At 46.8% G+C, this 13,557-nt stretch carries 15 protein-coding genes; 5 read left to right on the plus strand and 10 right to left on the minus strand.

The genetic code is table 11. From position 1 onward, the window contains the following. The first annotated feature begins 127 nt into the window (after window positions 1–127). On the plus strand, window positions 128–988 hold the full coding sequence (locus AWM73_RS07260; RefSeq protein ID WP_060778722.1) for a lipoyl protein ligase domain-containing protein: 861 nt from the start codon (window positions 128–130) through the stop codon (window positions 986–988). A 6-nt stretch (window positions 989–994) separates the two neighbouring features. Further along, a complete protein-coding gene (locus AWM73_RS07265) occupies window positions 995–2,362 on the plus strand; it encodes an HD domain-containing protein (RefSeq protein ID WP_060778723.1) in 1,368 nt (455 codons plus the stop codon). Between the two features lie 491 nt (window positions 2,363–2,853). On the opposite strand, the gene AWM73_RS07270 is transcribed toward AWM73_RS07265, so the two are convergent. Then, window positions 2,854–4,005, minus strand: a complete 1,152-nt coding sequence (locus tag AWM73_RS07270; protein ID WP_060778724.1) for a pyridoxal phosphate-dependent aminotransferase — start codon at window positions 4,003–4,005, stop codon at window positions 2,854–2,856. Window positions 4,006–4,189: 184 nt separating this feature from the next. Between AWM73_RS07270 and AWM73_RS07275 the strand changes: the two genes are divergently transcribed. After that, entirely contained in the window at window positions 4,190–5,212 is a 1,023-nt protein-coding gene (locus AWM73_RS07275) for a hypothetical protein (protein ID WP_060778725.1), read from the plus strand. Between the two features lie 2 nt (window positions 5,213–5,214). Continuing rightward, window positions 5,215–6,315 (plus strand): NAD(P)/FAD-dependent oxidoreductase, encoded by a 1,101-nt coding sequence (locus AWM73_RS07280; protein ID WP_060778726.1) that lies wholly within the window; start codon window positions 5,215–5,217, stop codon window positions 6,313–6,315. A gap of 95 nt (window positions 6,316–6,410) precedes the next feature. On the opposite strand, the gene mscL is transcribed toward AWM73_RS07280, so the two are convergent. Genes mscL through AWM73_RS07310 form a run of 6 tightly spaced genes read right to left on the minus strand, consistent with a single transcriptional unit; the run spans window position 6,411 to window position 10,211 of the window. Next, the gene (gene mscL / locus AWM73_RS07285; RefSeq protein ID WP_060778727.1) at window positions 6,411–6,779 is read right to left on the minus strand and encodes a large conductance mechanosensitive channel protein MscL; all 369 of its coding nucleotides are present in this window, start codon (window positions 6,777–6,779) and stop codon (window positions 6,411–6,413) included. Between the two features lie 29 nt (window positions 6,780–6,808). Further along, window positions 6,809–7,846 (minus strand): YdcF family protein, encoded by a 1,038-nt coding sequence (locus tag AWM73_RS07290; RefSeq protein WP_060778728.1) that lies wholly within the window; start codon window positions 7,844–7,846, stop codon window positions 6,809–6,811. After that, window positions 7,843–8,745 (minus strand): 16S rRNA (cytidine(1402)-2'-O)-methyltransferase, encoded by a 903-nt coding sequence (gene rsmI, locus AWM73_RS07295; RefSeq protein ID WP_060779091.1) that lies wholly within the window; start codon window positions 8,743–8,745, stop codon window positions 7,843–7,845. Before rsmI ends, AWM73_RS07290 begins: the two co-directional genes overlap by 4 nt. A gap of 22 nt (window positions 8,746–8,767) precedes the next feature. Continuing rightward, a complete protein-coding gene (locus AWM73_RS07300) occupies window positions 8,768–9,070 on the minus strand; it encodes a GIY-YIG nuclease family protein (protein WP_060778729.1) in 303 nt (100 codons plus the stop codon). A gap of 25 nt (window positions 9,071–9,095) precedes the next feature. Beyond that, on the minus strand, window positions 9,096–9,833 hold the full coding sequence (locus tag AWM73_RS07305) for a tRNA1(Val) (adenine(37)-N6)-methyltransferase (protein WP_060778730.1): 738 nt from the start codon (window positions 9,831–9,833) through the stop codon (window positions 9,096–9,098). A gap of 12 nt (window positions 9,834–9,845) precedes the next feature. Next, window positions 9,846–10,211, minus strand: a complete 366-nt coding sequence (locus AWM73_RS07310) for a DNA replication initiation control protein YabA (protein WP_060778731.1) — start codon at window positions 10,209–10,211, stop codon at window positions 9,846–9,848. Between the two features lie 194 nt (window positions 10,212–10,405). Between AWM73_RS07310 and AWM73_RS07315 the strand changes: the two genes are divergently transcribed. Next, a complete protein-coding gene (locus tag AWM73_RS07315) occupies window positions 10,406–11,197 on the plus strand; it encodes a GNAT family N-acetyltransferase (protein WP_060778732.1) in 792 nt (263 codons plus the stop codon). A 60-nt stretch (window positions 11,198–11,257) separates the two neighbouring features. Here the strand turns inward: AWM73_RS07315 and holB are convergent, their stop codons facing one another. The 3 genes from holB to recR are packed head-to-tail and all read right to left on the minus strand — an operon-like array spanning window position 11,258 to window position 13,540. After that, the gene (gene holB, locus AWM73_RS07320; RefSeq protein WP_060778733.1) at window positions 11,258–12,271 is read right to left on the minus strand and encodes a DNA polymerase III subunit delta'; all 1,014 of its coding nucleotides are present in this window, start codon (window positions 12,269–12,271) and stop codon (window positions 11,258–11,260) included. A gap of 17 nt (window positions 12,272–12,288) precedes the next feature. After that, window positions 12,289–12,930 (minus strand): dTMP kinase, encoded by a 642-nt coding sequence (tmk, locus tag AWM73_RS07325; RefSeq protein ID WP_060778734.1) that lies wholly within the window; start codon window positions 12,928–12,930, stop codon window positions 12,289–12,291. Window positions 12,931–12,943: 13 nt separating this feature from the next. After that, window positions 12,944–13,540 (minus strand): recombination mediator RecR, encoded by a 597-nt coding sequence (gene recR, locus AWM73_RS07330; RefSeq protein WP_060778735.1) that lies wholly within the window; start codon window positions 13,538–13,540, stop codon window positions 12,944–12,946. Window positions 13,541–13,557: the final 17 nt, after the last annotated feature.

The raw sequence follows: 13,557 nt of genomic DNA on the forward strand, positions 1-13,557 counted from the left end.
AATGAGTATAGCATAGGTGAATTTTTTTAATAAAGTCAAGACTTTTTCCTGGTTGTCTAGTCACTGAGAGGGGCTTTGTTTATTCACTTTATGCTATAATATAGGCAAATTATCGAGGAGGGATTGCATGTTAATCAAGAATTATCTTCATCAAGGGCCAAGACTCAGAATCGCCCGTCTCAATGTGCACTATGCCAAGGAGACGCCCTTACTCCCTTTTGCTGTTGACGACTACCTATTAAATGGTCTCAACAAGGAAGCCCTCCCCTACGATTTGATTTTACACACCTGGACCACCGACCCCACTTTAATCCTTGGTATGCAAGACACCCGCCTGCCCTATCTGGACCAAGCGCTAGCAGCCGTCGAAGAAAAAACCCCCTACCAAGCGGTGGTGCGTCCGGCCGGGGGCTTGGCGGTCATTAGTGAACCTGGGGTAGTGAATTATACCCTCCACCTGGGTCCCCATAGCTATTCAGATAAGCTAAGCATTGACCAGGCCTACCAAATCAAGGTCCAACTCCTCCAGGACTTACTAGCCCCCTACCAACTCCAACTGACCACCGGCGAAGTCAGCGATTCCTACTGTCCGGGTAAATTTGATGTCAGCTTGGCAGGGAAAAAGATCGCCGGTATTGCCCAAAGACGGATTGGCGGGGCCATTGGGATCTTTACTTACCTCTCCCTCTATGGCCAACAAGATTACCGTGGCCAAGTGGTGAAAAACTTCTACCAATTAGGTAAGCAAAACCAAGCGACAAAAACCAAGTACCCTATCATTAACCCCGACAGTATGGCCAACCTTAAGGCGAGCCTGCCCAGACTCCAAAGCACAAACCAAGTGACTGAGGCCCTGGAGGGAGTCATTAGCCAAGACTTAGGGACTTCTTTTGAAGAGATTGACTTGGCAGCCTTAGACCAAAGTATCTTAAACGACCAGGTCCAACGCATGATCAAACGTAACCGACGTTTAACAAAAGGAAGGTAGTTATTTATGTCTTTTGAACAAGCTAACCGCCGGATCCGGGAAAAAGTTTTCCGTGACCCGGTGCATGGTTATATCCATATCCAACACCAAATCTTTTTAGACCTTATTAATACCAAGGAATTCCAACGCCTGCGCCGGGTTAAGCAATTAGGCACGACCAGTTTTACCTTTCACGGGGCTGACCACACCCGCTTCGCCCACTGCCTGGGAGTGTATGAAATCGCCCGCCGGATTGTCAACCAGTTCCAGCGCAATTATCCTAGTCAAGAGCTTGGCGATGGTTTATGGGATGACCAGGAACGTTTAGTGGTCCTCTGTGCCGCTATCCTCCACGATATTGGCCACGGCGCCTTCTCCCACACCTTTGAAAAACTTTTCGGTACTGACCATGAAGCGGTCACCCGGGCCATCATTACCTCCCCTGAGACCGAAGTCAACCGAATCTTGACTACAGTTTCTCCTGATTTTCCCAATAAAGTGGCTGCCGTCATCAACCACAGCTACCCCAACCCCCAAGTGGTCCAACTGATTTCGAGCCAATGCGACGCCGACCGGATGGACTATCTCTTAAGAGACTCCTACTTTACCGGGGCTGAATATGGGGCCTTTGACCTCAACCGGATCTTGCGGGTCATGCGGCCTTACCAGGGCGGGATTATGTTTGACTATGCCGGTATGCATGCGGTAGAAGACTATATTGTCAGCCGCTATCAAATGTATATGCAGGTCTACTTCCACCCGGTTTCTCGGGCCATGGAAATGATTCTCAACCGGCTCTTAAAACGAGCTAAGGACCTCTACCAAGACAATCCCAAGTACTTTATCAAGCACTCACCGCTCTTGGTACCCTTTTTGAAAAATGAATGGACCCTCACCGACTATCTCCATGTTGATGACGGTGTGATGGAAACCTACTTCCAACACTGGATCTTAACGAGTGATGACCCGATTCTGGTTGACTTGTCCAAGCGTTTCATCAACCGCAAACCCTTTAAGTCGGTTACCTTTGACTCCAATAGCCAGGCAGAAACCGCCCAAGATCTCCAAGAGAAGATCAGTCAAATGGGCTACGATGTTAACTACTATACTGCCTATAACAGTAACTATGACCTGCCCTATGACCTCTATGATCCCAGCCAAAAGAACCCTCGGACCCAGATTGAATTATTGGAAAAAGACGGAACCATCATTGAACTGTCGGAAGCCAGTCAACTGATCCGAGCCTTTACCGGCCAAGAGCTGGGCGACGAGCGTCTCTATTTTCCAAATGAACTCTATTACGGGAAGAATCATGATAAGATCAGCCTCTTTGAACCTGATTTAAAGGCTATCCATGACATGACCAAGACCGGTAAGTTAAAGGCCTTAGATTAGTTTAACCAGTAAAAAAAAGCCTTCCCTACTTGAAGCGGGAAGGCTTTTTAACTTATGGTGATGATGAGCGCTTGTCACACTCTATAGTTGAGTTCGGAAGGGTGAGGGGGATGTCCTTTCAGAAAAGTTGAACGATCAGCAGGCTGATCTTATCATCTTTTCCTCCAAGGAATCACCCTCCCTGATCCTTCCTCACATCCTTTTCAAACCTGTTCCAGTCACAGGACGAACGTCCACTTCACACAGGGTGTGAGACTTGGCGCCTAGGCTTGGATGATTGGAGCAAGTCAGAATAAAAGCGAATGTTCGCTTGTTTCTGACTTGCGAAATCACTCCAAGTCTGCCAAGTCGAACCCAACTAAAAACTGCCAACGCTCAGACTAGCTGAGCTTATGACAGTTTCCTCCAGTTGCTATAGCTGTTCGAAGCGAAGCGAGTTACAGATATAGTATGCGTAGCGGTTTCGCCCTTTGACGTGACTGTCACACTCTCTAGTCCAGCTGGTCAACGAAGGTTTTTAGACGTTTTAATCCTTCTTGAATGGATTCGTAAGAAGAGGCGTAGGAGAAACGGACATAGCCTTTACCGGCATTACCAAAGGCAAAGCCTGGAATCACCCCTACCTTGGCCTTATGAGCTAGGTCAAGGGCAAATTGTTTGTCATCACCATTATATGATTCTGGTGCCTTGATAAAGATATAGAAGGCTCCAGCTGGGTGAACGAATTCTAAACCAATCTTAGGTAATTCTTCTAAGAGCAGGTCACGGCGACTCTTAAATTTATCACGGGCTTCCACGACAAAGTCATCACAGGCATTATAGGCAGCTATAGCCCCATGTTGATCAGGGGTAGACACGCTGGTAACCATGGTTTGGTGGGAAACCAAGCCTTGAGTCACATAGCCATCAGGCATGTGGATGAAACCAATCCGAAGTCCGGTCATGGCGTAACTCTTGGAAGGACCATTGAGGTAGATAGTTTGGTTAGGAATTTCATTGTAGATGGAATAATGGTCTTGGTCATAGATCATGTCTGAATAAATTTCATCACTAATGACAAAGACATCATAGCGCTTAATCACTTCCGCTAATTCGCGAATTTCATCCTTGGTATAGGTATTCCCAATCGGATTATTCGGGTAGTTTAAGAGGACTAAACGCGTCTCTGGGTTAGCATCCAAGCTCCGTTCCAAAGCCTTAGGGGTTAACTTGAAATCGGTTTGGCTGGTATCTAGGGTTACCAATTCTGCCCCCGCAATCGCTGCTGTCATTTCATAAAGGCCAAAGAAAGGAGAAGGAACAATAATTTTATCGCCTTCATTAATGAAAACATCCATAGCGATTTTTACAGCTTCGGTGACCCCATTGGTAATAATCACATTATCAGCTTTTAAATCAAGAGCTTGTGTTCGTTTAAAATAAGCAACGATGGCCTCGACCAATTCTCCCAGACCCTTAGCTGATGCATAGTGGGTCTTATTTTCATCTAGAGCCTTTTTGATGGCGTCCTTAACCGTTTCAGGGGCGTTAAGATCAGGTTCCCCGATTGTGAAGGGGAGTAGACCATCAATTTGGGCAAAAGTTTCAGCAAACTCGCGAATAATGGAGGGGGCTGTATTTAAGTAACGATGATTAATTTTCACAAAAATCCTTCCTTTCCTTTAGAAAACACAATAATTATAAATTTTTATTGATTATTATAGCATAGAAAATATGGAGTGGCGGAAAATATAAAAATTCCTGGCTTTAGTTGAGGAGTAGCTATTTTGACCGACTTCCTTTAAAATATAGCTAATAATGATGCTTTTAAATAAAGGAGTAATACACGTGTTTGAAACCAGTGAAGAAAAAGCAGCGCTAAAAAAAGAAAAGGACCAAGCTAAAAAGGTCTACCACAATAATCAAAATCGAGCCAAAGATCTCGACCAACCTTGGCGGCAGTACTTCTTCCAATGTCAGGCCTATCTCTACACTCATGTTGAACCCCAACTGACAATTGATGAAGACCTGACTCAACTCCTTGACCGCTTGGAAGGGGCCCAAACCCGCCATCTCTTGCCCAAATACCTCTTTCCTAATGATGCAGAAGCTTATGCCCGTAAGATTATCAGAAAACACCACTTAGTCACCATCCATGACCAACCCCACACCCTGACTAAGTATCTGCTACTCTTTCTAGTCATTTCATATGGCTTTTACGCCCTCTTAATCTTTTTCCAAGGCCTCAATGCCTATAATTCTTTAGGACAGGCCTTCAATATGCCCCTGCCCCTAAGTATCCTGGGGCTTTTATTGGAGCTTTTACTCTCCATCATGTTTATCTTTTTTGTGTTTCAATTCGCCCGGTCCAGTGACTACGGAGATGCTTGGAATGAAGGTTATAATTGGGTCTACTTAGTCATTATTACCATCATTCTCCTCCTCATCGGCTTGGTTCCTTATTTTTCCTTACTTTACCAAGTCTTAGTCATCAAGCTCCCCATTTGGCTGGTCTTCCTACTCATCCTGGCTGCCAGTGGCTACTTGGTCTATGACAAGGCCTTGAATAGCCCAGGCAAGAACAAGCAAAAGCTGGATGATGACCAGGAAGAAGAAAGCGATGATGATGTCCGTCTGGCTAAGGGACACGCCCATGACTTAGAAACTGATGACCGTGAAATTGAGGAAGATACCACGAATCGAACAGGAATTTGGGAAACCTTACTCTTTAATACCCCGCTCATTAGTCGGGCTTCCTACCGGTCGCAAAAGAAAAAACGGGCCAAGGCTGAAAAAGAAGCCAAGCTTAAGGCCGCCCGCCAAGCAAAACATGACCAAGACAATGACGAAGATAAGAAAGGGGAAGATTAAGCATGAAAATAGCCATCATCGGTGGAGGCATTGTCGGTTCGGTAACCGCCTTCTATCTCAGCCAGACAGACCACCAAGTTACCCTCTACGATAGCGGGGTCGGCCAGGCCACTAAGGCGGCAGCCGGTATTATCTGTCCCTGGTTCTCCAAGCGTCGCAATAAGCCTTGGTACCGGATGGCCAACGCCGGGGCCCATTTTTATCCCCAATTGATCGCTGATTTACAAGCAGCCGGCATCACTTCCAAGGCCTACCAAAAACGGACCACCTGGCTTTTGAAAAAGCGGGAAAAAATGATTGACGAACTCATGGCCATTGCCAACCGGCGTAAGGAAAACGCCCCCCTCATCGGCCAAATTCGGCGCTTAAAGCCTAGCCAGGCCCAAGCTGCCCTAGAACCGTGGACCTATGACCAGGACCTGATTCAAATTGATTCTGGGGCGGCCGTCATTGATGGCGACTTGCTCTGCCAGGAGCTCCTCAGCGCCGCTCAAGATAAGGGATTAACCGTCATCCCTGAAGCAGTCTCCATTGACGCCATCAGCTCGACGGAGGTCAAGATCCAACAGCAAAGCTATGACCGGGTCATTATCGCAGCAGGCGCATGGCTAGGAGAGATTCTGGCCCCTTACACAGAAAGTGTGGATGTCCGACCCCAAAAAGGACAATTATTGGTCTATGACCACATCAATCAGGCTGAACAGTGGCCCCTAATTATGCCCGAAGGCCAAGCGGACATCATCCCCCACCAAGGTCAACGGCTCTTCTTAGGAGCTACGCATGAAAATGACCAAGGCTTTGACCTGACCCCCGACCTCCAAGCCTTAGAGGAAATCATGACAACAGCTCAGGATTTACTACCTGCCATCGATTTCTCTGACTACCAAGCTATTAAGGTCGGCACCCGAGCCTATACCAGCGACTTTGCCCCCTTTTACGGGTCCCTGCCCAAGTATGACCATATTTATGTGGCTTCTGGCCTGGGCTCAAGCGGCTTAACCACCGGTCCGATTATCGGCCACGAACTCGCCGCCATGGTCACAGGCAGTGGCTTACAGCTCGACCCTAGTGACTACCCGGTTGGAGACTATATTAACTTCTAATAAAACAAAAAGCGAAACTAGCCATTGGACTAGCTTCGCTTTTTATTTGCCTACAATAGAATGGAGGGATCGCTTCCCGTCTTGATCCCTAGCTTCTATTTATTCTTTAATAAATCACGGATTTCTGTTAATAAGACTTCTTCATTACTTGCTTTAGCTTCTTCAACTTTCTTTTCTTCATGTTTGAAGTGGCTAAAAGCCTTAACAATAAAGAATAGCACCAGGGCAATTAATAAGAAAGAAATAATAGCGTTAACAAAGTTCCCTACACCAAATGTGGCGCCGGCAACTTCAATACTATAAGCTGACAAGTCGATGTTTCCTAAAATAATCCCTAATAATGGGGTTAAAATATCTTTAACCAGGGAGTTCACAATGGCAGTGAAGGCAGTCCCCATAACAACCCCGACGGCTAATTCAATCACATTACCCTTAGCAATAAAATCTTTAAATTCTTGTAGCATATCAATATCTCCTCTCTTAGTAAATCATCTTAATCAAAATGAATATAATTGAGCCAACCAATCCCAAACATGACCACCGTCATCAATAAATGCAGCTTGCGGTGCATAAATAAGATGGCGACGAATTCTCGAATCCCATGTTTAAAGCTTTCCCTTAGGGTGGTTTTGGCCCCGAATCCGGTGACTTGGTAGAGTCCTTCCAGGTTGGCGTAGAGTTGACTGCGGTAAAGGTGGAAAGCACTGGTAATAAAAGCAATATGGGCGCTCTTAACGGGTTGGATCCTCTCGATCAGTTGCTTACTGTAGGCAAAGTTACCATGGGTATTCGTGGCTTGGTCTTCTCGCCAAATCTTTTCCTCAGGGATGCCCTGGGCTTTCAAGTATTGGGCCATGACGTCAGCTTCCGAACAGTCACTATTTGCTACTGTAGCTGCTCCAGAAACAATGAGAATAGGAATGTGGTGGTAGAGGAACTTCTGACGCCCCACATAGGCTAAGCAGGCATCCAAGCGAAGCTTTAACATCTTAGACACCGTGTTATCACTATTAAATAAACAGCCCAAGATAATAATATAATCCTGCTTGCGGTCATCCTCAATCAACCAAAGTCTTAAAGAATTGACCAGGAAATTAATCAAAAGTAAGACATAGTAAGCGACCACAAAGTCTAAAATATGCAGCCAATGCTTATCCGCCATCAATTCTGGGTTGAAGCGAACGTAATAATGGACAAGGCCCACCAGAATTAAGAAAACCGCCAGACTTAGTCCAATAACCAGCTGGAGGTAGTTATGTTCTTCTTGAAAAAGGGATAAGGCATAGGTAAACATGGCCAATCCAAAAATCAAGAGTAAGGAAGGGGCAATATAATTCACAAAGACTTCGATCCCATGAAAGATCAAGGACAGCCACTGGGATTCCGCAAAGTTGGGGTCCTTTCCCATGGCGTAAAAAAGGATGATAAGTCCCAGACTAGCAATCCAGGAGTCCCATAGATTACGCGGGGCGAGAATAAAGAGTAATAAAGCGATGGCCAGAAGTAGGCCACCTCCTAGGTAAAAAATCATGGGGCCTCCCCACCAATTTCATGGTAGGCCTGGTAAACTTCTTGTTTCTTTAAGCCTTTATTCTTGGCCACTTTTTTAATGGCTTCTTTGGAAGACAACTTCCCTTCTTCCATCCACCATTCCACTTGACCTTTGAGGGGCAGGTGGTCAATTCCAGCCTGTAACTGTTCCGATGCCGTTTTAGGATGGGGATTGCCTTCAATATAGAAGCAAATTTCTCCCTTGACGACAGGATTTTCCTGGTAATAAGCATCCAGTTCAGCCAAAGTTCCCCGGTTAAATTCTTCATAGGACTTGGTCAATTCCCGGACCACACAAGCTGGCCGATCGGGGCCAAAGACCTCAATGGCCGTATCAATAGTCTGACTGATCCGATAAGGAGACTCATAAATGATCAGTGTTTCCCCAGCATTTTGGTAGGCTGTTAATTGCTGGCGGCGGTCCTTGGCCTTCTTGGCTAGGAAACCAATAAAAGTAAAGGCTTCACTCTTAAGTCCAGAAGCTATCAGCCCGGTCAAGGCCGCATTGGCGCCTGGGAGGGGAATCACTGGGATATCCGCTTCTAGGCAAGCCTGGACCAGTTCGCTGCCCGGATCTGAGATCACTGGCATACCAGCATCGCTAACCTGGGCCAGGTCCTTGCCACTTTCCAAGAGGGAGAGAACTTCTGGGATCCGCTCCTGGGTATTGTACTTATGGAAGCTCTTTTGCGGCTTATCAATTTCAAAATGATTCAATAACTTCTGGGTGTGGCGGGTATCTTCAGCCAGGATCAAGTCCACTGTTTTGAGGACCTTGAGGGCCCGAAAGGTCATATCGTCCAGGTTACCAATTGGGGTAGGCACTAAATAAAGTCTCCCCTTGGTCTCTTCACCCAAAAAACTTTTTTGTTGTTGCATGAATTCACCTTCTTTCTCTCCTTCATTCTTCATCCAGACCGACCTTTTGACAGTGGATGCCCGGCCGGTAATGGAAATCACTCACCCCGTAAGCTTTTAGCCGTTTAATTTTCTCTAGACGGGAGAATTGTTTAAAGCGATACTCCGCCTGGGTTGCAGCTTGGCGACTAGAAAAAGCCTTGGCAAAGACCATGGCACAGGGTCGCCGGCTGGCTGGGCGGGTATACTTGGCTCCCTTGCCACTATTATGTTCTTCTTGCCGCCGCTCGACATCAGTGGTGTAGCCGGTATAGAGGCTATCATCGTGACAAAGAAGGACATACATGTAGTGGCAGGGTTCTTTATTATCCTTAGTGGAGATAAGCCTTCACTTCTTCCGTATAAACATTGTCCTTAGTATAAACATAGAGGGGCGGTAGAACTTGCAAACCCTTTTCTTGGCCATTCTTCATGAAGTCAATTAAGAGCGTGTTGGCCGGCTTATCGGCCTTGGGATGAACAAAACGCAAGCGCTTAGGAATTAACCGGTACTTGAGTCCGGCTTGGATCATTTCCGTCAAACGTTCTGGCCGGTGAACTAAGACCAAGCGTCCCCGATCTTTGAGTAAGGCTTTGCCCTGCTTAAAAATATCCTCCAAGGTCATGGCGATTTCATGACGGGCTAGAGCCTTTTTGTCATTAGGATTAATCCAAGAGTCCGGGTAAACCTTAAAATAAGGCGGGTTACAGGTAATCACATTGACCGATTCTGGCTTAACCAGGCTAGTGGCGGATTTGATATTGCCGGTATGGATAGTGATCTGGTCTTCTAAATGATTTAAGGCCACCGACCGTCTGGCCATATCAGCTAACTCTGGCTGAATTTCAATAGCTTCGATGGGCGATTGGGTCATGGCGGATAAGATCAAGGGAATGGCCCCATTGCCAGAACAGAAGTCGACAATTTTTTGCTTCTTGGTCTTTCTCACCCGGGCAAAGTAGGCTAAAAACAAGGCGTCTGTCGACAGGGAAAAAGTATCATCACTTTGGATGATTTCCCGGTCAAATTGGCTTAATTGATCAATGCGCTCGTTAGCTAATAGCGTCATCCAATCCCCTTTCTACCGCTTACCTTCCATACCATAGAGAATATCCAAGCAAAACATACATTGCTCAGCGTTTTCTCGTCTTTGGCCATAGGAAATATTACAAATATGAAAACCATCTTCATAAATATTTAAGAGGTTCTGTAAGGCTGGTGAGCGTTGTCCGTCCTTTTCTTCAGGAGCGGCTTCCTTCTCTTCCGGCTGGTCATTGGCTAATAATTGGTTGACCCGTTCTCTTAAATAGTGGTTTTCCATCTGTAGGTCTTGATTTTTGATTAATTCTTTACCCCACTCATCGATAATTGTCTCTAGTTCGGTCTGCATTTGGCCCAGTTGCTCGCTGAGGGTATTGAGGCGAGTGACAATATCTCTTGTCTCCATACTATCATTCCTTATTCCATATTCTGATAGACCATTAAACTCAAAACCTATTTTATCATAATTCTATTTTTTTCGATGGGAGAGACTCAAGTTTTTTATGGCTTTTTAAAGGCAGGAAAAAATCGAGCCAATCCTATTCTCATTTGGGCTTTTTTCCCGTAGACTAAGGATAAAATCAGCAAAAAGGAGCCAGTATGTTAGACTTTAATGCCACCTACCATTGGATCAGCCACTATGAGGATAATGACCTCTACCAAGTCTTTGTCAATCAAGCAGCCCGCCATGTGCCACTCAGTAACTTCATGGCCCTGGATTTTAACCCGGGGCTGGACGAGTGGCTGATCCTAGAGGAACAGTATATGGACTATGCCAGTGACTTCGACCTACCAGAAATCAATATCCACCTCCCCATGAACCAAGGGGTTGATGATGCACTTTATGCCTATCTCTCTGAGGCTGGCTATCAGCTAGCGATTACTGAACTAGTCAGTCTAAGCAACTACCAGGCTCCTAGGGGCAAAAGCCAGCCCAACCAGCTTGAATTAGAAGAAATTACTGCTGCTAGCCTCCCCGCCTTTTTAGCCTTCCAAGTCCACTATGATAGGGATTATGGCTTAACTTACCAAGAAGAAATGCAGGGCTACTACCAAGAAGCCTTCCTTAAAACAAACATTGACCAGGTCGCTGTCTTTGATTCGGGGCAAATAATCGCCGCTATGCAAGTGATCGCTTCGCGGGACTACTTAGAAATCGACCATCTGACCGTTAGAGAGGACTGGCAGAAGCAAGAAATTGGCCGCTGGCTGGTGGAGTGGGCCTATTCTCAAGCCAAGCAAGCTGAAAAGACCTTGATCTTAGTCTGTGATGCCGATAGCCAAGCCCGCAAATTCTATGACCATCTTGGCTTTGTGGGCCAAGGTTTTGAATTAGCCTTCTCCCGCCCCATTGATTCGGACTTTAAAAAGCAATTTTACTATCAAGACTAAAATTATAAAAAAGTGCTTCTGGCAAATTTCCTAACTTGCCGGAAGCACTTTTTCTTTGCTTTATAGGTATTTCTTCTCTAAGTTCCAGGCTTCTAGGACAAAGTATTCCAAGCTGGCCTGGGGACTGACATTTTGCTTGATCATTTTTTGCGCCTTGGTCACTAATTTTAGCAGGTCAAGAAATAAGCCCTCTGGGTAGGCCTGGTATTTGGCCTGGCGGTTGGTCTTCAGATCGGGGCGGACGAGAACCTGGTCTAAAATCTCCTGGTCACTTTGACTCTTAATTAAGAGACAATCCCTGAGTAAGAGAGTCAAGAGCTGCAAGAGGAGCTGGTTGTCCTGGCGGCTGCGGGAGAGCTTCATCCAATCGGTGGCTACCATGGTAAAGGCGCGCCCGTCTCTAGCCACAATGAGCTGGAGCCACTGGTCCAGGCGCTGGCACTGGTCATGGAAGACCTGGTTGTCATTTAGAGCCAAGGCGCTATCCAAGTCCGTCGTCAACCAGGCAATGATTTGGGCCTGGGCTTTGCCAATCCCCTGATCGACAAAGAGACGGACGGCTTGGTCAACCGCTAGGGAGGGGAGGTGGATCACCTGACAGCGGGACTGGACAGTTGGTAAAATTGCTTCTCGATTATTGGTTAAGAGGAAGATGTAGACATCTTGGTGGGGTTCTTCCAGAAATTTCAACAAGGAATTGGCCGCTTGGACTGTCATGGATTCGGCTGCCTCAATCACAAAGACCTTGCCCCGGCCTTCTAAGCCGGTCAGGGATAGATTGTGCTGAAGTTCACGGATTTGGTCAATTTTAATACTGTTGGCATCCTTAGTCAGCCATTCCACATCACTATGGTCACCCCGGATCACCCGTTGACAATGGTCACACTGACCACAGGGCTTGTCTTCTTGACTGCAAAATAAAGCTGCTGCCAAAAAAATGGCCATGTCGGCTTGACCAGAACCGGCATTGCCCTCAAATAAATAGGCGTGGGCTAAACGGCCATTCTGGATGACTTGGCGCATTAACTGGGCCAGTTGGCTTTGTTTTTCTTCAATGGCAAAGACTTGCGTCATTAGGGCGGTCCTTTCTACTAGGAAAAAAATTGAGGGAAACGTTGGCGAATCAACTCATAGGCGGCCGCTTGCATGGCTTCAGCCGGTTGACTAGCATCAATAGGGACAATCCGATCAGGGTTTTCTTTCAAGAGGTCTTGGTAGCCTTGGACGACCCGGCGGTGAAAGGCGATGGATTCTTGGTCCAAGCGGTTGATTTCATCAGTCCGGCCGGCTTCTATCCGGGCGATCCCTTCCTCAGCGGAAATATCACAGTAGAGGGTTAAATCGGGCAATAAGCCGTCGATAGCAAATGCATTGATCAACTTGACGGCCTGGCCCCCTAGTTTGCGGCCATAACCTTGGTAGGCAATGGAACTATCCACATAGCGGTCACAGAGGACCATATTCCCAGCGGCTAAGGCAGGACGGATCTTTTTGGTCAGGTGCTGAGCCCGACTCGCCGCATAGAGTAAGGCCTCTGACCGGGCATCGAGCTCGGTATTCGCTGGAGAGAGGATAATGTCACGAATTTCTTCAGCGATCCGGTCACCACCCGGCTCCCTAGAAAAAATTGGGGCCTGTTTTAAGTCCTGGTCCAAACGTGCCTTGAGCCCCTTAATTAGGGTAGTCTTTCCTGACCCATCCGGTCCTTCAAAGCTTATAAATACACCTGGCATTCTAATCCTCCTCTTAGAGTTCCTGACGGCCATCAAGGGCCCGCATGAGGGTCATCTCATCTGCGTATTCAATATCGCCCCCCACCGAGAGACCATAGGCAATCCGACTGACCTTGATTTGGGCCGGTTTGATTAAACGAGCTAGGTAAGTCGCCGTGGCCTCCCCTTCAGCGGTAGCGTTAGTGGCAATAATGACTTCTTGAATCTGGGTATCCTGCAAGCGTTGCAAGAGCGAGCGAATGTTTAAGTCATCCGGCCCCGTCCCATCCATAGGCGAGAGCACCCCATGGAGGACATGATACTTGCCGTGGTAGTTTTGCATTCTTTCCATAGCCATCACATCGCGGGCCTCTTCAACCACCATCACTACTGAGCCGTCTCGGTCATTATCACGGCAGATTAAACAGGGGTCTTCCTGGGTAACGTTACCGCAGACCGAACAAGTGGTCATTTCCTGCTTAACCCGGCTTAGGGCCTCGGCAAAGTCATTAACATCGGCTTGGTCCATTTCCAGGACAAAAAAGGCTAAACGAGCTGCGGTCTTAGCTCCAATTCCAGGTAATTTCTTAAAACTATCAATCAAGCGAGCGATCGGTTCGGGATATTGCATGCTTTCAACTCCTTCTA

Source organism: Aerococcus urinae (assembly GCF_001543175.1).
In the GTDB taxonomy this organism is placed as follows: domain Bacteria; phylum Bacillota; class Bacilli; order Lactobacillales; family Aerococcaceae; genus Aerococcus; species Aerococcus urinae.